Consider the following 19,997-nt stretch of genomic DNA (forward strand, 5'->3'; position numbering starts at 1 on the left):
CGTCGCGTGAAAACTTAGCCGATGACGACGCGCCGGCTGGCTGTGTTCGTCATTGCTTGGCCGCTGGGGCCGTAGAAGTTGCCGCTCTGGGCCGTGGGGCGCATGGCGTTCAGGGCGCCTTGCGTGTGCAACATGTGTTTGTTGACCAGCAGGCTATTCAACCGGTTCTGTTCCTTGGCTTCGCGCGTGGTCTCGAGCAGGGCTTTCCATAGGGGCGCCGCCTCGGCTTCGCTGGCACCGACCAGCCACTCTTCCATGCCCGCTTCGGCGGCCGTGAAACCGGCCGCCGCCAGCGCCTGGTGGCGTTGCGCCGCCAGCTGGCTCAATTGTCCGACGAGTGCCGTCTTGCGCGCGGTGAGCTCCGTGATTGCATCGATGTCAGCCGCAACCAGATGCCGCTGTTCTTCTTTCATCAATGCCAGCAATGTGGTCATGAGCTGTTGCTCGTCGCGCAGGCTGGAAAACGGAGTCACTGATTGCATGAGGGAACCTATCTATTTCGTGAGTGCAGCAAGTCCTTGACTGTGTCGAGGAGACCGTCTGCCACTTTTTCAGAGTTGACCTGGAACTGCCCGTCGGCGATCGCCAGCTTGATGCGTTCGACTTTTTTCGTGTCGAACACGGCGCCGCTGCCGGCAGTTGCACTGGCCGCTAATGCCTGTCCTTGCGGCGACAGGCGTACATTGTCCGACGTCGTCGGTGTTGCCTGGGCTTTCTCGGCATTCCGGGCGCCGGAGGTGCTCGGGGGCGCCACCGGCAGGCCGGGATTGCTTTTAATGGTGTTATCGGTAATTTTCACAGCGTGATCCTCGTCTGGTCGAAGTCAAAAAACTCCGGGATATGACTTCTTATCGGCATCTTATCCAGGAACTTTAGTGCACCAGACTACAATATCGCTATCTATCCGTGTTAAAAGGCGACCTCCACCATGCCACCCGCGCGCGCCACGCCGCTGATCTGCTGGCCGCTCTGCGTGCGTACCTGTACCGTCTGCCCATCGCCGGCGCTGCCGATGGCGCGTCCTTCTGATGCTACCTGGAAACCATTGCCACTGGAAACGACGCGCACCAGCTGGCCCTGCATCACCACCGGCTTGCGGCGCAGGGTGTCGAGGCGCATTGGCGTGCCTGGCGGCAAGGAAATATTCGTGCTGGCGCCCACCACCTGGGCCATGTCGGTGGCGATGCCTGCCGGCAATGCGGCCAGGTCGCCCTGCATCGTCACCAGCTGGCTGGCATCAATGGCTTGCCCTTGCGCCAGCGGCACGGCGCTGGCCACGTAGTCGCCCACGACGGCCACGTTGGCTTGCAAATAGATGGTCCAGTTGCTTGGTGCCGTGCAGCGCACGCCCACCGTGGTCTTGCCCCAGGCGCGGGCGCCCGGCGCCATGAATGCTTGCGGTGCGGGGCAGGCCGCCAGGTTCAGGCGCGGATCGACGGCGCCGACGCTGATCGTTACTTTTCCCGGCAAGCCATTGCTTTGCACTTGCAGAAACTGTTCCACGCTGTTGCGCAGCGCTTCCGGCGTTTGCCGGCCGGCGTTTTGCGCCTGGGCCAGCATTGGCAGGGTGGCTAGAGCGAGAAGGAGTGCAAGCGGTGTTTTCATGGTGATAGGCCTCTGGAATACTGCCATGATAGTGCGCGTCGCCCCGTTCGAAGCCCCGATTAAGGGGTAAAAGTACAGTCTGATCCGGCGATGGCCTTACCGGTGGCCGCCGTACTATGTTTCCTGTCATCACTATACCGCCATCCTTTCGCCATCTCAGGCGCCAGTGGCAGATCTTTCCGGAGCCTGACATGATAGGGAAACTCGACGATTACATGCGCTTCAACGAGACGGCGCTGAGCCTGCGCTCGACGCGCCAGGAATTGCTCGCCTCGAATATCGCCAATGCCGATACGCCCAACTACAAGGCACGCGATGTCGATTTCGCCAGCGCGCTGAAGGGCGCGATGGCGCGCAAGGATGGCGTGCAGCCGGCCCTGAAGGGCACGGCGCCGCAGCATATGCCGGGCAAGGGTGTGGCTGCAGTTGCGGGCGCAGGCGGCAAGGTCGAGTCCCTGGCCGACGGCACGCCGCTGCTGTACCGCGCGCCGGCCCAGGGCGCCGTCGATGGCAACACGGTGGATATGGATCTCGAACGCAACGCCTTTGCCGACAACGCCATCCGCTATGAGGCGGCCGTGACCTTCCTCAACTCGCAGATCAAGGGCATGCTGACGGCCATTCAGGGAGGACAATAATCATGTCGCTGTTTAATATTTTCAATGTGTCCGGTTCGGCCATGAGCGCTCAGGCGCAGCGCTTGAACACGGTGGCCAGCAACCTGGCCAATGCCGATAGCGCCACCAGCGCCACGGGCGAAGCCTACCGCGCCAAGCAGGTGGTGTTCGAAGCCGTGCCCATGGCCAACGGCGCCACGGCCGTCAAGGTGCAGAAGGTGATCGAAGATCCGTCGCCGATGAAGCTGGTCTACGATCCGAAGAATCCGCTGGCCGACGAAAAGGGCTACGTCACCATGCCGAACGTGAATACGGTCGACGAGATGGTCAACATGCTGTCCGCCTCGCGCTCCTACCAGACCAACGTCGAAACCATGAATGCGGCCAAGTCGCTGCTCCTGAAAACCCTTACGCTCGGCCAATAAGGCTGACTGACTATTATGGCAACCATCGATACCAGCACCAGCCCCGTCACCGACCTGATGGCGACGATGAATCCGAAGAAGACGACGGCCGCGAAGGGCAGCGTCGAGGAGGAGACGAACAAATTCCTGACCCTGCTGGTGACCCAGCTGCAAAACCAGGACCCGATGAACCCGCTGGACAATGCACAGCTGACCAGCCAGCTGGCCCAGCTGTCCACGGTGACGGGCGTCAACAAGCTCAATACCACTTTGGAAACGCTGAAAACCAGCTACCAGCAGGCTGAATCCATGCAGGCGGCCAATATTATCGGCCACGGCGTGCTGACAGCAGGCAAGAACATCACCCTGAGCAAGAGTGCGGCCCTGCTGGGCGTGGACCTGGCGACGCCGGCCGACAGCGTCAAGGTCATCATCTACGACAGCTTGGGCAAGCAAGTCCATTCCATCGACCTGGGCCCGCAGGACGCGGGTACTTTGCCGCTGGGCTGGAACGGTTCCACCGCCGACCTCGATAAGGATGGCAAGCCCATCGTGCTGGCCGACGGCGCGTACACCTTCTCGGTGGAAGCCACGCGCGGCGGGGCCAAGCTCACGGATGCAGCGGCGCTGATGTTCGGTTCGGTCGCCAGCGTGTCGACGGGGGCGGGTGGCGTGAAGTTGAATGTACCGGGCGTGGGCAGCATTACCATGGCCGATGTGAAACAGATTTTGTAAGCCGCTCATTTGTAGCGTAGACCCTCTACCCCTAATTTCTACCAGGAGAACACAATGTCTTTCCAACAAGGCCTGAGCGGCTTGAATGGCGCCGCCAAATCGCTGGACGTCATCGGCAACAATATCGCCAACTCGGCCACCGTGGGTTTCAAGCAGTCGCAGGCGCAGTTTGCCGACATCTATGCCAATTCGCTGTATGGCGTGGGCGGCAACCAGCCCGGCATCGGCGTGGCCGTGTCGCAAGTGGCGCAGCTGTTCAACCAGGGTAACCTGGAGAGTTCGTCCAATCCGCTCGATATCGCCATCAATGGCGGCGGTTTCTTCCGCACCAGCGTGAACGGCGCCATCCAGTATTCGCGCAATGGCCAGTTCCAGGTTGACAAGAGCGGCTTTATCATCAACGCCCAGAAAGCCCAGCTGACGGGCTATCCGGCCGATGCGAACGGCAAGATCCTGGCCGGCGCTACCGTGCCGCTGCAGATCGACCCGTCCGACATGGCGCCGCAGGCGACTACCAAGGTCGATACCCAGGTCAACCTCGATTCCAACTCGGCCATGCCGACCGTGGTGCCGTTCAGCGTGGGCGAGCAAAAGTCGTGGACCAAGCAATTCCCCGTGCCGGTCTTCGATTCGCTGGGCAATTCGCACACCATGTCCAATTTCTACGTCAAGACGGGCACCAATACCTGGGATGTCTACTCGGCCACTGACGGCAAGGAAATTACCAGCGCGAAAGTGGCGGCGGCGGCGCAGACCGATGCCGCCTCGGTCGCCGCGCGCGCCGCTTACCAGTCCGCTGTCACGGCCGTGCCGCTGGTGCCAGCCAATATCACGGCAGCCGCCGTGGCCTATGGCAATGCGGCCGGCGCCGCCGTGCGCACTGCCGCCGCCGCGGCCGGCGCCAGCCCCGCCCAACTGGCCGCCATCAGCGCCACCTATGGCAGCGCCGTGCCCAATGGCGTCAATTCCAGCCTGACGCCAGACCAGATCGACAAGAATATCGCCTCGGTGACGGAAGTGCCCGCCGTGAAGTCGGCTTCGCTGGTGTTCAACAGCGTCGGCAGCCTGGACAAGGCAGCCATGCTGGCGCTGACGCCGCCGCAAACCTTGCCGGTGACGGTCAACCTGCCCGTCTTCCCCGCCACGGGCGCGAACGCGAACCTGGCGATCAAGGTCGACTTCACCAATTCCACCCAGCTCAGTTCGTCGACCAGCGAAAAGCGGACCGTGGCCGATGGCTATGCGGCCGGCCAGCTGAGCCGTTTCGTGGTGGGCACCGATGGCGTGATCCAGGGCCAGTATAACAATGGCAAGACACGGGACCTGGGCCAGGTGGTATTGACCAAATTTGCCAATCCGAATGGCCTCGAGCCGCTGGGCAACAATGCCTGGGCGGAAAGCTCGACCTCGGGCAGCCCCATGACGGGCGAGCCGAGCTCGGGCGGCTTGGGCGACTTGCGCGCCTCGGCCGTGGAAGTGTCGAACGTGGACCTGACGGCCGAACTGGTCAACATGATCACGGCGCAGCGCGCTTACCAGGCGAATGCGCAGACCATCAAGACGCAGGATTCGGTCTTGCAGACCCTGGTCAACCTGCGTTAATAATCAGGGAGTCAGTCACTTCGTGACCGGAATGTGCCGCATTGCGGCGCATTCCCCCGCCGGGTCTGACCCCAGCTTTCTGCCTTGGGTTGAAGGCAACAGGAGAAATAAAAAATGGACCGTCTCATCTACACCGCCGGCTCGGGCGCCAAGCACATCCTGGACAAGCAGGCGACCACGGCGAATAACCTGGCGAACGCCACCAGCACGGGTTTCCGTGCCCAGCTCGACTCGTTTCGCGCCGTGCCCGTGGTGGCTGACGGCATGATGCCGACGCGCGCCTTTGTCGTCGATTCGACGGTCGGTTCCGATTTCACCCAAGGACCCATGCAGCACACGGGCCGCGCGCTCGACGTGGCCGTGGAAAATGCGGGCTGGATCGCGGTGCAGTCGGCCGACGGGTCAGAAGCCTATACGCGCAACGGCGCCTTGAAACTCAATGAAAACGGCATGTTGCAGACCCAATCGGGCTTGATGGTGCAGGGCGATACGGGACCGCTGGCCATTCCGCCGGGCGTCACGGTGGCCATCGCCAGCGATGGCACGGTGGGCACGATTTCCACGGATGTGCCGCCGGGCCCGTCCACGGTGCTGGGACGCATCAAGCTGGTCAACCCGCCCGAGCAGCAACTGGTGCGCGGCGACGACGGCCTGTTCCGCCTGAAGGATGGCACGGTGGCGCAAGCCGACCAGGCCGTCAAACTGACCACAGGCGCGCTGGAGGGCAGCAATGTCAGCCCCGTCGACTCGATGGTCAGCATGATCGCCCTGGCGCGCCAGTTCGAAACACAAATGAGCTTGTTGAAGAATGCCGAGAATAACGCGGCGAAAGCCACCCAGATCCTCGCTTTGAATTGATAGAGCCGGTCGCATAATGGTCACATAGAAATAGTCTACAGGGCTGGCAAGCGCTGTTATTGGAGAAAAAACATGATTCGTTCCCTTTGGATAGCCAAGACCGGCCTGGAAGCGCAGCAGACGCAGATGGACGTGATCGCCAATAACCTGGCCAACGTCAGCACCACCGGCTTCAAGAAGTCGCGCGCCGTGTTTGAAGACTTGCTGTATCAAAATGTGCGCCAGCCGGGCGCGCAATCGTCGCAGCAAACCCAGCTGCCGTCGGGCTTGCAGATCGGCACGGGCGTGCGCACGGTAGCTACCGAACGCATCCATACGCAGGGCAATCCCCAGGCGTCGGGCAATTCGCGCGACGTGATGGTCAACGGCACCGGTTTCTTCCAGGTGCTGCTGCCCGATGGCGCCACCGCCTACACGCGCGACGGCTCCTTTCAGACGGATGCCAACGGCCAGTTGGTGACCTCCGAAGGCTTCGTCATCCAGCCTGCCATCACCGTGCCGACCAATGCGCTGAGCCTGACCGTCGCGCGCGACGGCACCGTCTCCGTCACCTTGCCCAATACCGTGGCGCCATCGCAGATCGGCTCCCTGCAGCTGACCACCTTCGTCAATCCGGCCGGCCTGGAATCGAAGGGCGAAAACCTGTACATGGAAACGGGCGCCTCCGGCGTGGCGCAGACGAACACTCCGGGCACGAATGGCGCCGGCGTGCTGATGCAGGGCTATATCGAGAGCTCGAACGTCAACGTGGCCGAGGAAATGGTCAACATGATCCAGACGCAGCGCGCCTACGAGATCAACAGCAAGGCCATCACCACATCCGATCAAATGCTGCAGAAATTGTCGCAACTTTAATGTTCATAGTCGTCATGCCATCCGCAGCCGGATGGCAGCGGAGGTTCGTCATGCAATACCCCATCATCGCCCTGTTGTCCGCAGTCCTGCTGTCCGGCTGCGCCATCACGCCCACCTCGATCGTGCAATATCCGACCACCACGCGCGCGCCGATGCCCGAACCCGTGGTCGTCAGCAACGGTTCCATTTACCAGCCGTCGACCTACCGTCCCGCCTTCGAAGACCGCCGCGCGCGCCACGTGGGCGACACCATGACGATTGCCATCACCGAGCGCACGAATGCCGTCAAGGCGGGCGCCAGTTCCGGCAACAAGTCCGGCAGCGTGGGTTTCAGCACGCCTGGCATCGCCCAGGGCCGTTTCGGCGGCACCGTCTCGGCGACTGGCGCAACGAAATTTGCCGATGGCGACAACCAGTCCGCCAGCAACACCTTCAGCGGCACAATAGGCGTGACGGTGATCGAGGTATTGCCAAACGGTAACTTGATCGTCGCCGGCGAAAAACAAATCGCCATGAACAAGGGCACGGAATTCATCCGCTTCTCGGGCATGGTCAATCCGGACACCATCGGCACGGGCAACGTCGTGCCATCGACCCAGGTGGCCGACGCGCGCGTCGAGTACCGCACGAACAGCCAGATCGACCGCGCCGAAATGGCCTCGATGGCCTCGCGCTTCTTCCTCAGCCTGTTGCCGTTCTGATCATGGCGACCTTGACTTTCCCCCGCCTTTTGCTCGCCTGCGGCTTGGCTTGCGCCATGCTGGCGCCCGTCGCCCAGGCCGAACGCCTGAAAGACCTGGCCAGTATCGCCGGCGTGCGCCAGAATCAGCTGATGGGCTATGGCCTCGTCGTCGGCCTCGATGGCAGCGGCGACCAGACCACGCAAACACCATTTACCATCCAGAGCGTGGCGGCGATGCTGCAGCAGCAGGGCATTAACTTGCCGCAAGGCACCAGCTTGCAGCTGAAAAACGTGGCCGCCGTGATGGTGACGACGGCCTTGCCCGCGTTTGCCCAGCCGGGCCAGCTGCTCGACGTGACGGTGTCGTCGATGGGCAATGCAAAAAGCTTGCGCGGCGGCACTTTATTAATGACGCCATTGAAGGGCGCCGACGGCCAGGTGTACGGCATGGCGCAGGGCAACGTGCTGGTGGGTGGCGTGGGCGCGCAGGCGGCCGGCAGCTCCATCGTCATCAATCACTTGAGCGTGGGACGCATCTCGGGCGGCGCCACCGTCGAGCGCACCGTGCCCTCGGTGCTGGGCGCCAACAACACGATACGCCTGGAATTGAATGCTACCGATTTCGCCACTGCCAGCCGGGTGGTCGACGCCATCAACAGCCGCTACGGCGCCGGCACGGCAGCCGCGCTGGACGGGCGCGTGATCCAGGTGCAGTCCCCGGGCGGCAGCGACCAGCGTGTGACCTTCCTGGGCCAGCTGGAAAGCATCGAAGTCAATCCGGCCCGCCTGGCGGCCAAGGTCATCATGAATGCGCGCACCGGTTCCGTCGTGATGAACCAGTCCGTGACCCTGGAAACATGTGCCATTTCGCACGGCAACCTGTCCGTCACCATCAATGTCGAGCCGCAGGTGAGCCAGCCGGCGCCCTTGTCGGGCGGGCGCACGGTGGTCACGCAGACGGCACAGATCGATATCAAGAAAGAACCGGGCAAGGTCATGCTGGTCAAGGGCGGCGCTTCGCTGTCCGACGTGGTGAAAGCCTTGAATGCCATCGGCGCCTCGCCGCAAGACTTGCTGGCCATTCTGCAGGCGATGAAGGCGGCCGGTTCGCTGCGCGCCGAACTTGAAATCATTTGATGGGCACGCCATGATCAGCCAAACCGACCTCAGCAATACCGCCGCCTACGACGTCAAGGGCATGGATGGCTTGCGCCAATCCGCCAAGGCGAAAGACCCCGCCGCCCTGAAAGAGGCGGCCACGCAATTTGAAGCCATGTTCATCAACATGATGATGAAAAGCATGCGCGACGCCACGCCGCAGGACGGCATCATGGATAGCCAGCAAAGCAAGATGTACACCTCGATGCTGGACCAGCAGACGAGCCAGAATCTGGCCAAGCGAGGCACGGGCCTGGCGGACGTGCTGATCCGCCAACTGTCGTCGTCGAACCAGGCGCTGGCTGCCGACGGCGCCGAAGCGCCGTCACCCCGCTCGTCGAGCATGGCGCAGGCGCTGGCCGCCTTCCGCCAGCAGCAGGGCGCCCTCACCGAGGGTGCAAGCAATGCCACCGGCACCGGCAAGACCCTCAGCGACAAGGCCAACGCCACGCAAGCACCGCATGTGCGCGCCTTCCAGGAAAAACTGGGCGTGCATGCGGAGGAAGCCAGCCGTGCCACCGGCATCCCGGCCAAGTTCATGCTGGGCCAGGCGGCGCTGGAAACGGGCTGGGGCAAGCGCGAAATCATCAGCCGCGACGGCAGCAGCAGCCATAACCTGTTCGGCATCAAAGCCTCGGCCGACTGGAAGGGCAAGGTCACGGAAGCCGTCACGACCGAATATGTGAATGGCAAGGCGCAGCGCAAGGTGGAGAAGTTCCGCGCCTATGACAGCTATGCGGACAGCTTCAAGGATTATGCGCAGTTGATTACCGGCAACAAGCGCTACGAGAAAGTGCTGGCCAGCGCGGGCGATGCCAGCACGTTCGCCCAGGGCTTGCAAAAGGCCGGCTACGCGACGGACCCGAATTACGCTGCCAAATTGACAAAAATTATCAAGAATTCGCTGGTCGGTTAAGGCGCGTCCCCACCCATGTGCAGGCCGCGCGCTTCAAGTTTTCGCCGCGGCTGCCGTAAATACATTTGACGGTAACCAATAAGACACCATGACTTCGAATCTACTCAGCATCGGTAAGAGCGGTTTGCTTGCAGCGCAGGTGGGCCTGTCGACGACCGGGCATAACATCACCAATGCGAATGTACCCGGGTACAATCGCCAGACGGTGCTGCAGCAGACTTCGCAGTCGAATTATGCCGGCTATGGCTTCGTCGGCACGGGCACGGAGGTGTCGCAGATCAAGCGCCAGTACGACAGCTTCATGGCCACCCAGGTCAATGCCGCACAAAGCGCCACCAGCGCCCTCGATAGCTATTACACGCAGATCAGCCAGATCGACAACTTGCTGGCCGATCCCACGGCGGGCCTGTCGCCCGCCATGCAGGATTTCTTCAAGGGCGTACAGGATTTCAGCGCCAATCCGTCCTCGGTCGCCTCGCGCCAGGCGCTGCTGTCGAGCGCCGGTTCGCTCGCTTCCCGTTTCCAGGGCTTGAGCGCGCGCCTGACGGAGATCGGCGATGGCGTCAATTCGCAGATCACGTCGAACGTGGCGGTGATTAATACCTACGCCAAGCAGCTCGCCGAGCTGAACAAATCGATTTCCCAGTTGTCGGTCGATGCCAGCAACCAGCCCAACGATCTGCTGGACCAGCGTGACCAGCTGATCACGGAATTGAACAAATATGTCAAGGCGACGGTGCAGCCCGCTGCCAACAATACCGTCACCATTTCCATCGGCGCGGGCCAGCCGCTTGTGGTGGCGGACCGCAGCTTTGAACTGGCGGCCACGCCTTCGCGGACAGACCCGAACCGCATTGAGGTGGGCTATGTCACTGGCAGTACCGTCACCGTGTTGCCGGACAGCTCCCTGACCGGCGGCTCGCTGGGCGGCTTGCTGGATTTCCGCAGCGGCACCCTGGACAATGTCCAGAACTCCCTGGGCAAGGTGGCCATCGCGCTGGCCAGCACCTTCAATGACCAGCACAAGCTGGGCCAGGACTTGAATGGCGCCATGGGCGGCGACTTCTTCAAGATACCCGACCCCGTGATCGGCGCCGACCGCGGCAACAACGCCAGCAGCACCACCGTGCTGTCGGCCAAGGTCAGCGACCCCACCAAGCTGACGGCCAGCGATTACAGCCTGAAGTACGACGGCAGCAACTATGTGGTGACGCGCGAATCCGACGGTGCGCACACCATCATCAATCCCTATCCGCAAACGGGGCCGCAAACCATCGACGGCGTCGATTTCTCGATCTCGGGCACGGCCGCCCAAGGTGACAACTACGTCATCAGGCCGACGGCGAATGGCGCGGCCGGCCTGAACGTGCTGATCACCGACCGCAACAAGATCGCCGCCGCCGCGCCCATCGCCACCTCGGCGCCGGTAGCCAATACGGGCTCGGGCAAGCTCAGCGCCGGCTCCGTCGACAAGGCATACCTGACCCCGGGCAATGCCCTGACGGGGCCGCTGACCTTGACCTATGACAAGGCGACCACCTCGCTGACGGGTTTCCCGCCGGGCCAGGCGGTGACGGTCAAGGGCTTGAATGGCGCTACCACGACCTATCCGGCCGGCACGGCGAACATCCCGTATACGGAAGGCGATAGCCTCAGCTTTGGCGGCATCAATGTCAGCATGACGGGTACGCCCGCACAGGGCGATAAATTCACCATTGCGCCGAACTCGGGCGGCGTGGGCGACAACCGTAACGCGGCGCTGCTGGCGGGCTTGCAGACGAAGAACATCCTCGATGGGGGCAATGCCACGTTCCAGGGTTCGTATGCGCAAACCGTCAGCTTCGTGGGCAACAAGACACGTGAAGTACAGGTCAGCGGCCTGGCCAGCCTGGCCTTGCTGCAGCAGGTCAGCACCCAGCAGCAGGCCGTTTCCGGCGTCAACCTCGATGAAGAGGCGGCCAACCTGCTGCGTTACCAGCAGTCCTACCAGGCGTGCGGCAAGGTCATGCAGATCGCCAGCACCCTGTTCGACGTGGTGATCGGCCTGGGACGTTAATCAATTTTTGCCGCGACCTTGCGCGCGGCGGCTTTCTGGAAGGGCAGCATCATGCGCATCAGTACACGAATGATTTATGACCAGGGCAGCTCGCAGCTGAACAATCTGCAGGGCGCCTTGAACCGTACGCAGATGCAGCTGTCGGCGAACCGCCGCAACCTGACGCCGGCCGACGATCCGATCGCCTCGGCGCGCGCGCTGGAAGTGACGCAGTCGCAATCGATCAATACCCAGTTCGTGACGAACCGCTCGAACGCGAAGAATTTCCTGTCGCAGGAAGAACTGGCATTGGCCAGCACCACTTCGCTGATCGCCGACGTGAAAGACCTGGTCCTGAAGGCCGGTAATCCTGCCCTCAAGGATGTCGACCGCGATACCCTGGCCAAGGAGCTGGAAGGCCGGCTGACCGACTTGCTGGGCATCGCCAACACGGCCGACGGCGCCGGCGGCTACCTGTTTTCCGGCTATAAATCCACCACCCAGCCATTCAGCCAAACACCGACGGGCGCCACCTATGTGGGCGACCAGGGTCAGCGCGAATTGCAGGTGGGTTCGGCGCGCTACCTCGCTACCAGCGATTCCGGCGCCACCGTGTTCGAAAATAACCTGACCGGCAACGGCAAGTTCACCACGGCGGCGGCCACCGCGAACTTTACGCGCGGCGGCTCGGGCATCGTGTCGGGCGGCACGGTGACGGACCCGTCGCTATTGACGGGGCACAAGTATTCTATCGATTTCAAGGTCACGGGCACGGGCACCGACGCCGTCACCACGTACACCGTCACGGACGCCACCTTGGGCCAGACGGTGCCGAATCCCGCCGTGCCCATTCCCTACAAGGCGGGCGACGCCATTACCTTCGACGGCCAGCAGGTAAACATCACGGGCAAGCCGGCCGACCAGGACAGCTTTACGCTGGAGCCGAGCGCCAAGGAATCGCTGTTTACCACCGTGAAAAACCTGATCGGCGTGCTGGGCCAGCCGGGCAGCGGCGATGCGGGCCAGGCACGCCTGACGAACGGCTTGAACGCCGCGCATAATATTCTTGACACGGCCTATGACAATGTCCTGTCCGTGCGCGCGGAAGTCGGTTCCCGCATGAAGGAACTCGATTATCTCGACAGCGCAGGCGACGACCTCGATATCCAGTACGCCACCACCCTGTCGGATCTGCAAGACCTGGACATGGTCAAGGCCATTTCCACTTTCAGCCAGCAGCAGGTGACCCTGCAGGCGGCGCAAAAATCGTTTACCTCGATTTCAGGCCTGTCACTGTTCAATTACATCAGTTAAGCGGCCAGCATCGCAGGATGACCGGCAAGCCGGGGCAGGGAGTGCATCTCCCGCCCCGGCATTTTTTTTTGCGCCTGCAATCTGGCCATTCTTGCAATATACACAGGCAAACTGTGCAGTCTACCTGACTATCTGTTATAGTGGAGGTCGTTGATCCACCCCACGGCTACCATGACCACCCAGCAAGAAGAACACGAAGACCACGAGCAGGTGCTGCAACTGGCTGGCGAATTGCGCATTCTCATCGGCAAGCTGCGCCGCCGCCTGCGCGAAGAAGCGCACTTGGGCGATGTCAGCATGTCGCAGGCATCCGTGTTGAGCCGCCTTGAGCGCGACGGCCCGGCCACCGCCAGCAGCCTGGCGCGCGCCGAAGGCATGCGGCCCCAGTCGATGGCTGCCACCGTGCAAGCCTTGACGCTAGCGCAGATGGTGACGGGCTCGCCCGACCCGCTGGATGGCCGGCAGACGCTGTTGACCCTGACGGATAGTTGCCGGGCCTGGATCGCGACCAGCCGCGCCGCGCGCGAAGACTGGCTGGCGCGCACCATTGAAAACCGGCTCACGCCGGCCGAAGTCACCGAACTGAACCAAGCGGTGGCATTACTCAAACGCTTGGCGGAATGACCCGCTGAATTTTTCACCACGACCCCGGCAAGGAGCCCGCACGCCCAGATGAACAACACATTCCGTTCGCTACGCATTCCCAATTACCGTATCTGGGCCGGCGGCGCCCTCGTCTCGAATATCGGCACCTGGATGCAGCGCACGGCGCAGGATTGGCTGGTGCTGAGCGAATTGACGCAGCACAAAGCCAGTGCCGTCGGCATCGTCATGGCCTTGCAATTCGGCCCGCAACTGCTGTTGCTGCCCCTGACGGGCATGGCGGCCGACTTGCTCGACCGGAGAAAATTGCTGCTGTGCACGCAGGCAGCGATGGGCTTGCTGGCGCTGGGACTCGGGATACTGTGCATCAGCGGCCTGGTACAACTGTGGCATGTGTATGTGTTTGCTTTCCTGCTGGGATGCGTGACGGCCTTCGATTCGCCCGTGCGCCAGACTTTTGTTGCCGAAATTGTCGGCGAGGAAGACCTGACGAATGCCGTGGCGCTCAATTCCACCTCGTTCAATGCGGCGCGCATGCTGGGCCCTGCGGTAGCAGGGCTGCTGATCAGCAGCGTCGGCAGCGGTTGGGTCTTTATCATCAACGCCGCCTCGTTTGCGGCCGTGATCGGTTCACTGTTGCTGCTGCGCGTGGAGTTGCTGCGCCGCGCGCCGCGTATCAAGGCCACCCGCGCCAGCCTGGGCGAGGGCTTTCGCTACGTGCGCCAGCGGCCCGATCTGATGGCCATCCTGCTGATGCTGTTCCTGATCGGCACCTTTGGCCTGAATTTCCCGATTTTCCTCTCGACCATGTCGGTCACGGCATTCCAGGCGGGCGCCGGCCAGTATGGCGTGCTCAGTTCCGTGATGGCTTGCGGCTCCGTGGCCGGCGCCCTGCTGGCGGCGGGGCGCGGCCAGCCCACGCTGGCCTTGCTGCTGGGGGCGGCCGCGCTGTTCGGCCTGGCCTGCGCGCTGGCCGCCGTGATGCCTAATTACTGGCTGTTCGGCATGATGCTGGTGGTCATCGGCATCGCCGCGCAAACGTTTACCACCAGCGTCAATAGCAGCGTGCAACTGTCGACGGCGCCCGCCATGCGGGGCCGCGTGATGGCCATCCTGCTGGCGATCTCGGCGGGCGGCACGCCGCTGGGCGCGCCCGTGGTGGGCTGGGTGGCCGACACTTTCGGCCCGCGCTGGGCGCTGGGTATCGGCGCCCTGTCGGGCCTGGCAGCAGCCCTGGTCGGCGTGCGCTACCTGGTCAAATATCACCAGTTGCGCCTGAATCTGGATCTGCGGCGTTGGCGCCTTGCGCTCAGCAGCGACCAGCACTGAAGCGACAAGTCAGGGCGGCAGCAAGCCCGTGCGGGCGGCGGCCAGGATGGCCCCGCTCAAGCCGTCGAGCAGGCCGGACGCGGCGCATGCCGTATGCCAGTGCAGGGGCACATCCAGGGGCGTCTCGGGCAGCAGTTCGATCAGGCTGCCATTGTCGAGACAGGGCTGGATCAGTGCCTGCGGATGCAAGCCCCAGCCCAAGCCGGCCAGGCCTGCCGTGACGAAGGCATGCGAGGAAGGCAGGGCATGGCGCGGCAGTTCCACATGCCGGTGGCGCAGGCGCCGCACCCAGCGCGATTGCAGCTCGTCCTTGGCATTGAATATGAGGCTGGGCGCCAGTGCCAGGCTGGCGGCGCCCACCCCTGGGCAACATACCGGTGCATGAAGGCCGGACTGGCGGCCGCCAGATAGCGCATGGCGCCCAAGGGGCGGCTGTTGCAGCCCGATGCGGGCCGGGCCGGGGCGCTAACGGCCGCCAGCACAGCGCCGCTACGCAGCCACTTGGCCGTATGGTCCTGGTCGTCGACGGCCACTTGCAGCAGCACCGGGTGCTCGGCCCCGAAGGCGGCGATGGCGGGCGCCTTGGTTTGCGCGGCCAAGGGCCTGGCAAGTGCTTGATGGCTTGATTGGCGTGAGCATGTTCGTGCTGTCCGCACTGCTGTTGCGCCACGCGCTGGGCTGCTAGCCCTGATCAGCGTACGGGCGGCTGCGGTAGCGGCGTCGCCGGGCGCAAGGGGTTCGGCGGCGCGGGAGGTGGCGGGCGGTCGCGCGTGGCAAAGCCGCGCGGCAGCAAACGCGCCGTTTCTATGCCGCGCAGGAACATGTTCTGGAAGGGCGTGGCCAGGTAGGGCAGTACCATGCTGATTACCAGCAATCCCACACCCAGTGTGACGGGGAAGCCGATACCGAAAATGTTCAGCTGCGGCGCGGCCCGCGTCAAGATGCCCAGGGCCACGTTGGTCAGCAACAAGGCGGCGATGATGGGCAGCGAAATTTGCAGGCCGGAACGGAAGATTTCCCCGCCCCAGGCCGCCAACTGCTGGAAACCGCCGCCGCTGATGGGGCTCGATGAGATGGGCAGGCTGACAAAGCTTTCCGCCAGCGCCGCCAGCAAGACCAGATGGCCGTTGACAGTGAGAAACATCAACGTGGCCAGCATGACGAGGAACTGGCTGATGGCGGAAGACCTGCCCTTGGTTTGCGGGTCGAAGAAGGAGGCGAAGCCCAGGCCCATGGTGAGGCTGCTGAGCTCACCGGCCATTTCGATGGCGGAAAACACGATGCGGATGGAAAAGCCCATGGCGAGCCCCACCAGCATCTCTTGCGTGAGGATCAGCAAACCGGGCAATGACATCGGGTTGACGGCCGGCAAGGCAGGTACGGTGGGGGCGATGATCATGGCCAGCAGCGCGCCCAGGGTCACCTTGACGGTGGCCGGCACGGCAGCGTTGCCGAACAGGGGGGCGGCCGCGATCAGGCCGAGGATGCGGCTAAGCGGCCACAGCAGTGCTGCGATCCACGTGTTCAGTTCGATGCTGGACAGGGTCAGCATGGCAACGGTTGCTGCACTAGCCCACCAGGTTCGGAATGCCCGTAAATACCTGGCGCATGTAGTCGAGCATGACGGACAGCATCCACGGGCCGGCCACGACGAGCGCGACAAAGATGCCGACCAGCTTGGGGATGAAAGACAGGGTCGCCTCGTTGATCTGCGTGGCCGCCTGAAAAATACTCACGATCAAGCCGATGATGAGGGCGACGAGCAGCATGGGCGCGGCCACCATCAGGGTGATTTCCATCGCGTGGCGGCCCAGGGTCATGACGCTTTCGGGTGTCATTTATTTCCCCTAGTAAAAACTCTGTGACAGCGAGCCCAGCAGCAACTGCCAGCCATCGACCAGCACGAACAACATCAGCTTGAACGGCAGCGAAATGGTGGCCGGCGACATCATCATCATACCCATCGACATCAGTACGCTGGCAACCACCATGTCGATGATCAAAAACGGGATGAAGATGGCAAAGCCGATCTGGAACGCCGTTTTCAGTTCACTCGTGACGAAGGCGGGCACGAGGATACGCAGCGGCACGTCTTCCGGGCCTTGCAAGGCCGGCGAGCGCGACATCTTGGCGAACAGGGCCAGGTCAGCCTGGCGCGTTTGCTTGAGCATGAAGGTTTTCAGGGGATCGACACCCTTGTCCATGGCTTGCTGCATGCTGATCTTATTTTCCTGATAAGGAAGATAGGCATCCGTATAAATCTTGTCGAACACGGGGCCCATGACGAACAAGGTCAAAAACAGGGCCAGCCCCACCAGCACCTGGTTTGGCGGCGCCGATTGCGTGCCGATGGCCTGGCGCAGCAGGGATAGTACGATAATGATGCGCGTAAAGCAGGTCATCATCAAGAGGGCCGCCGGCAAGAAGGTGAGCGACGTCATCAGGATGAGCGTCTGCACCGGCAGCGAGTAATTCTGCCCTCCGCCCGGCGCTGGCGTGCTGTTGAAGGCGGGGATGCCCGGCTGGGCCATGGCCCACAGCGGCAAGGCCAGGGCGGCCGCCGCCAGCAGCCAGGTCAGGGGAGTCTTTACGTTGGACCACGCCATCTGCTGCTTATTTCCCATTGCGTTTTTCGATGGTCTGTTTCAGCCACTCGGAAAAATTGGCGGCCGCAGGGCCGTTTTGCGCCGTTGCCAGTTGCGGCAACTCGCCTTCCTGGCGCGGCATGGTGGCCAGTGCGTTGATGCGGCCGGGTGAGGCACCGACAACGATCCACTGGTCGGCCACTTCGACGAGGACAATGCGTTCGCGTCCGCCCAGGTTGAGCGAGCTGACGACGCGCATCTTGTTGTTGCCGCCCATGACCTTGGGACCATAGCGCTTCATGAACCAGGCCAGGCCGATCAGCAAGGCCAGCACGAACACCAGTGCGAAGATGGTTTGCAGCAAGCTTCCAGCCGAGCTCGTCGGCGCCATCGTCATGGGCGCGCCTGCCGGCATGGCGGGCAGGGCGGCGGCAGGCGCCGATGCAGCGGCAGTGGCGGCAGCGGGTTTTTCAGTTGCAACTTCGGCAGGTGCGCTGGCCGCTGCCGTTTCAGCCGGGGCCGAAGCGGGTACGGGCGCCGAAGCCGGCGCCGCCAGCGCAATGCTGCATGCCGCCATGAGCGGCAGCAGGGTGGAAATCAACAGGCCAGGCTTCATTTATTCAATTTTCGGATGCGTTCGGAAGGCGTGATGATGTCGGTCAGGCGGATACCAAACTTGTCATTCACCACCACCACTTCGCCCTGGGCAATCAGGCAGCCGTTCACCAGCACGTCCATCGGTTCGCCGGCCAGGCCGTCGAGCTCGACCACGGAACCCTGCGCCAGTTGCAGCAGGTTCTTGATGGCAATCTTGGTGCGGCCCAGCTCTACCGTCAGCTGCACGGGGATATCGAGGATGAAATCGATATCGTTATGCGTTTCCGACTTCGACGCCTGCTTGGAAAAGTCCTTGAACACGGCGGCACTGGCCGCGCTGGCCGTATTGGCGGCCTGGTTCTGCAGCGCTTCCGCTTCCGCCTTGGCCTGCTCGGCAATGGCCGCGCCCCAATCGTCTTCCGCGCTTTGGTCGTCTTGGTTGTCAGACATGTGTTTCTCCTGTTGTACAGATACGGACCGCAACGCGGCCCGGGTAATTATTTAGTGATTGTTCATGTTATCGGTGTTTGCCAATAACTTTTCGACTTTCAGCGCATATTGTCCGTTCAACACGCCGTAGGTGCAATCCATCACGGGCACGCCGTCGACGGTGGCGGCGATCAGTTCGGGAATATTCAGCGGGATGATGTCGCCCACCTTCATGTTCAGGATTTCGTCGAACGAGACGCGCGCCGTGCCCAGCGAGGCCACCAGTTCCACTTCGGCGATCTGGATTTGCTGCGTCATCAGGCGGATCCAGCGCTTGTCCACTTCCAGCGCCTCGCCCTGCAGGCTCGAGGTCAGCGAATCGCGGATCGGCTCGATCATCGAATATGGCATGCAGAAGTGAATTTGTCCGGAAACGGAGCCTAGTTCCACCGTAAATGTGGAGGCAACCACCACTTCGTTCGGCGTGGCGATGTTGGCGAACTGCGTGTTCATTTCTGAACGAATATATTCGAACTCGACGGGGAAGACCGGCTCCCACGACTTGGTATAGGCTTCAAAGACGATGTCGAGGATGCGCAAGATGATGCGCTGCTCCGTCTGCGTAAAATCGCGCCCTTCGACGCGCGTATGGAAACGTCCGTCGCCGCCGAACAGATTGTCGACCAGCAAGAATACGAGGCCCGGATCGAAGACCATCAGGGCCGTGCCGCGCAGCGGCTTCATGTGCACCAGGTTCAGATTGGTCGGCACCACCAAGTTGCGGATGAATTCGCTATATTTCGATACGCGCACGGAACCTACTGACACTTCGGCGCTGCGGCGCAAGAAGTTGAACAGGCCCACGCGCAGCAGACGGGCGAAACGCTCGTTGATAATTTCCAACGTTGGCATCCGGCCGCGCACGATGCGCTCCTGGGTTGCCAGGTTGTAGGTACGAACTCCCGTGACATCTTCCGGCGCCTGCGCGTCGTCCTGGTCTCCGTTGACGCCCTTCAAAAGGGCATCGACTTCTTCCTGGGAGAGGAAATTATCGGCCATGGCTGCTTATTGAATGATGAATGCGGTAAATAATACGTCCGTCACGTCCTGCTCCGGCCCTTTGTCCTCGAACGGCTGGTTCACCTGATTGATGATTTCGGCCGCCAGTTGCTGCTTGCCTTCCACGGTATTGAGTTCGGATGCTTTTTTGCCGGACAGCAGCAGCAGCAAGCGGCTACGCACCTTCGGCATGTTGACCTTGATCAAGTCCATTTCTTCCGGGCTGCTCGCTTGCAAGGTGAATGCGATTTGCAGGTATTGCTCGCCATTTTCCGGCTGCAAGTTGACGGTGAAGGCATCGATGGGCACGAAGACGGGCGGACCTGCCTTGGAAGCGGCATGTTTTTTCTTGCTGGGTGCCGATTCTTCTTTATCGGCCTTGCCATGCAGGAAGTACCAGGCGGCACCGCCACCGATGCCGCCAGCCACCAGCACCGAGGCCAGCACGATGATCAGAAGCTTCTTTTTCGAGGCGCCGGCGGGGGCCAGGCCTGCATCTGCTTTCGGATCTGCTTTCATTTTTGGATTTGCTTTCAATGGTACTCGAGTGCATGGAAGTGGATCACGACGCCATTATGTCATTATCGGCAAATTCTGCGCAGAAGGATGCAGTG

The 19,997-nt window shown here is 62.3% G+C and carries 23 protein-coding genes and 2 pseudogenes; 14 read left to right on the top strand and 11 right to left on the bottom strand.

The genetic code is table 11. The features are described 5' to 3' along the window. Window positions 1–14: 14 nt before the first annotated feature. The 3 genes from C8C89_RS10275 to flgA all read right to left on the bottom strand — a co-directional run bounded on the left by C8C89_RS10275 (window position 15) and on the right by flgA (window position 1,605). The gene (locus C8C89_RS10275) at window positions 15–482 is read right to left on the bottom strand and encodes a flagellar protein FlgN (protein WP_133989781.1); all 468 of its coding nucleotides are present in this window, start codon (window positions 480–482) and stop codon (window positions 15–17) included. Between the two features lie 8 nt (window positions 483–490). Next, complete coding sequence (gene flgM, locus C8C89_RS10280; RefSeq protein WP_101482411.1) at window positions 491–799, bottom strand: flagellar biosynthesis anti-sigma factor FlgM; 309 nt, start codon at window positions 797–799, stop codon at window positions 491–493. A gap of 110 nt (window positions 800–909) precedes the next feature. Then, the gene (gene flgA, locus C8C89_RS10285) at window positions 910–1,605 is read right to left on the bottom strand and encodes a flagellar basal body P-ring formation chaperone FlgA (protein WP_101482410.1); all 696 of its coding nucleotides are present in this window, start codon (window positions 1,603–1,605) and stop codon (window positions 910–912) included. A gap of 191 nt (window positions 1,606–1,796) precedes the next feature. Here flgA and flgB point away from each other — a divergent pair, with 191 nt between their 5' ends. The 13 genes from flgB to C8C89_RS10350 all read left to right on the top strand — a co-directional run bounded on the left by flgB (window position 1,797) and on the right by C8C89_RS10350 (window position 14,713). Then, the gene (flgB, locus tag C8C89_RS10290; RefSeq protein WP_101482409.1) at window positions 1,797–2,243 is read left to right on the top strand and encodes a flagellar basal body rod protein FlgB; all 447 of its coding nucleotides are present in this window, start codon (window positions 1,797–1,799) and stop codon (window positions 2,241–2,243) included. 2 nt (window positions 2,244–2,245) lie between these two features. Next, a complete protein-coding gene (gene flgC, locus C8C89_RS10295) occupies window positions 2,246–2,647 on the top strand; it encodes a flagellar basal body rod protein FlgC (RefSeq protein ID WP_071075845.1) in 402 nt (133 codons plus the stop codon). A 15-nt stretch (window positions 2,648–2,662) separates the two neighbouring features. Then, window positions 2,663–3,361 carry a flagellar hook assembly protein FlgD gene (locus C8C89_RS10300; protein WP_101482408.1) on the top strand — a complete coding sequence of 233 codons (699 nt, stop codon included), beginning with the start codon at window positions 2,663–2,665 and terminating at the stop codon, window positions 3,359–3,361. Between the two features lie 54 nt (window positions 3,362–3,415). Beyond that, window positions 3,416–4,963 carry a flagellar hook protein FlgE gene (locus C8C89_RS10305; RefSeq protein ID WP_101482407.1) on the top strand — a complete coding sequence of 516 codons (1,548 nt, stop codon included), beginning with the start codon at window positions 3,416–3,418 and terminating at the stop codon, window positions 4,961–4,963. A 114-nt stretch (window positions 4,964–5,077) separates the two neighbouring features. Further along, on the top strand, window positions 5,078–5,821 hold the full coding sequence (locus tag C8C89_RS10310; protein ID WP_101482406.1) for a flagellar basal body rod protein FlgF: 744 nt from the start codon (window positions 5,078–5,080) through the stop codon (window positions 5,819–5,821). A gap of 72 nt (window positions 5,822–5,893) precedes the next feature. Beyond that, entirely contained in the window at window positions 5,894–6,676 is a 783-nt protein-coding gene (gene flgG, locus C8C89_RS10315) for a flagellar basal-body rod protein FlgG (protein WP_010400781.1), read from the top strand. A 50-nt stretch (window positions 6,677–6,726) separates the two neighbouring features. Continuing rightward, window positions 6,727–7,377 carry a flagellar basal body L-ring protein FlgH gene (locus C8C89_RS10320; protein ID WP_166674704.1) on the top strand — a complete coding sequence of 217 codons (651 nt, stop codon included), beginning with the start codon at window positions 6,727–6,729 and terminating at the stop codon, window positions 7,375–7,377. A 2-nt stretch (window positions 7,378–7,379) separates the two neighbouring features. Then, a complete protein-coding gene (locus tag C8C89_RS10325; protein ID WP_133989783.1) occupies window positions 7,380–8,495 on the top strand; it encodes a flagellar basal body P-ring protein FlgI in 1,116 nt (371 codons plus the stop codon). Window positions 8,496–8,505: 10 nt separating this feature from the next. Next, on the top strand, window positions 8,506–9,432 hold the full coding sequence (gene flgJ / locus C8C89_RS10330) for a flagellar assembly peptidoglycan hydrolase FlgJ (RefSeq protein WP_101482403.1): 927 nt from the start codon (window positions 8,506–8,508) through the stop codon (window positions 9,430–9,432). An 88-nt stretch (window positions 9,433–9,520) separates the two neighbouring features. Beyond that, complete coding sequence (gene flgK, locus C8C89_RS10335) at window positions 9,521–11,488, top strand: flagellar hook-associated protein FlgK (protein ID WP_133989785.1); 1,968 nt, start codon at window positions 9,521–9,523, stop codon at window positions 11,486–11,488. A 51-nt stretch (window positions 11,489–11,539) separates the two neighbouring features. Further along, window positions 11,540–12,781: a flagellar hook-associated protein FlgL gene (gene flgL, locus C8C89_RS10340; protein ID WP_166674705.1), complete on the top strand. Its 1,242-nt coding sequence runs from the start codon at window positions 11,540–11,542 to the stop codon at window positions 12,779–12,781. Between the two features lie 171 nt (window positions 12,782–12,952). Further along, a complete protein-coding gene (locus tag C8C89_RS10345) occupies window positions 12,953–13,405 on the top strand; it encodes a MarR family transcriptional regulator (RefSeq protein WP_101482400.1) in 453 nt (150 codons plus the stop codon). A gap of 48 nt (window positions 13,406–13,453) precedes the next feature. After that, window positions 13,454–14,713: an MFS transporter gene (locus tag C8C89_RS10350; protein WP_101482399.1), complete on the top strand. Its 1,260-nt coding sequence runs from the start codon at window positions 13,454–13,456 to the stop codon at window positions 14,711–14,713. 9 nt (window positions 14,714–14,722) lie between these two features. Here C8C89_RS10350 and C8C89_RS10355 read toward each other — a convergent pair. Next, window positions 14,723–15,294, bottom strand: a pseudogene (locus C8C89_RS10355) (ArgP/LysG family DNA-binding transcriptional regulator); the annotation flags it as partial. Here C8C89_RS10355 and C8C89_RS27305 point away from each other — a divergent pair. Further along, a pseudogene (locus C8C89_RS27305) lies at window positions 15,282–15,398 on the top strand (amino acid transporter); the annotation flags it as partial. The pseudogenes C8C89_RS10355 and C8C89_RS27305 overlap by 13 nt on opposite strands. 6 nt (window positions 15,399–15,404) lie before the next feature. Here the strand turns inward: C8C89_RS27305 and fliR are convergent. The 7 genes from fliR to fliL form a co-directional block, all read right to left on the bottom strand. Beyond that, window positions 15,405–16,265, bottom strand: coding sequence for a flagellar biosynthetic protein FliR (gene fliR / locus C8C89_RS10365; RefSeq protein ID WP_133989787.1), 861 nt, complete (start codon window positions 16,263–16,265; stop codon window positions 15,405–15,407). Between the two features lie 16 nt (window positions 16,266–16,281). Continuing rightward, a complete protein-coding gene (gene fliQ / locus C8C89_RS10370) occupies window positions 16,282–16,551 on the bottom strand; it encodes a flagellar biosynthesis protein FliQ (RefSeq protein WP_035821365.1) in 270 nt (89 codons plus the stop codon). Window positions 16,552–16,560: 9 nt separating this feature from the next. Beyond that, window positions 16,561–17,244 carry a flagellar type III secretion system pore protein FliP gene (gene fliP, locus C8C89_RS10375; protein WP_232730917.1) on the bottom strand — a complete coding sequence of 228 codons (684 nt, stop codon included), beginning with the start codon at window positions 17,242–17,244 and terminating at the stop codon, window positions 16,561–16,563. A gap of 82 nt (window positions 17,245–17,326) precedes the next feature. Then, window positions 17,327–17,914, bottom strand: coding sequence for a flagellar biosynthetic protein FliO (gene fliO, locus C8C89_RS10380; RefSeq protein ID WP_133989789.1), 588 nt, complete (start codon window positions 17,912–17,914; stop codon window positions 17,327–17,329). Then, window positions 17,911–18,345: a flagellar motor switch protein FliN gene (gene fliN, locus C8C89_RS10385; protein ID WP_034754038.1), complete on the bottom strand. Its 435-nt coding sequence runs from the start codon at window positions 18,343–18,345 to the stop codon at window positions 17,911–17,913. The genes fliO and fliN overlap by 4 nt, the downstream gene beginning before the upstream one ends. Before the next feature lie 51 nt (window positions 18,346–18,396). Further along, a complete protein-coding gene (gene fliM, locus C8C89_RS10390) occupies window positions 18,397–19,383 on the bottom strand; it encodes a flagellar motor switch protein FliM (RefSeq protein ID WP_101482396.1) in 987 nt (328 codons plus the stop codon). 6 nt (window positions 19,384–19,389) lie between these two features. Then, the gene (gene fliL, locus C8C89_RS10395) at window positions 19,390–19,902 is read right to left on the bottom strand and encodes a flagellar basal body-associated protein FliL (RefSeq protein WP_101482395.1); all 513 of its coding nucleotides are present in this window, start codon (window positions 19,900–19,902) and stop codon (window positions 19,390–19,392) included. Between the last annotated feature and the right edge of the window lie 95 nt (window positions 19,903–19,997).

It is taken from the genome of Janthinobacterium sp. 75, assembly GCF_004365495.1.
Classification (GTDB): domain Bacteria; phylum Pseudomonadota; class Gammaproteobacteria; order Burkholderiales; family Burkholderiaceae_D; genus Janthinobacterium.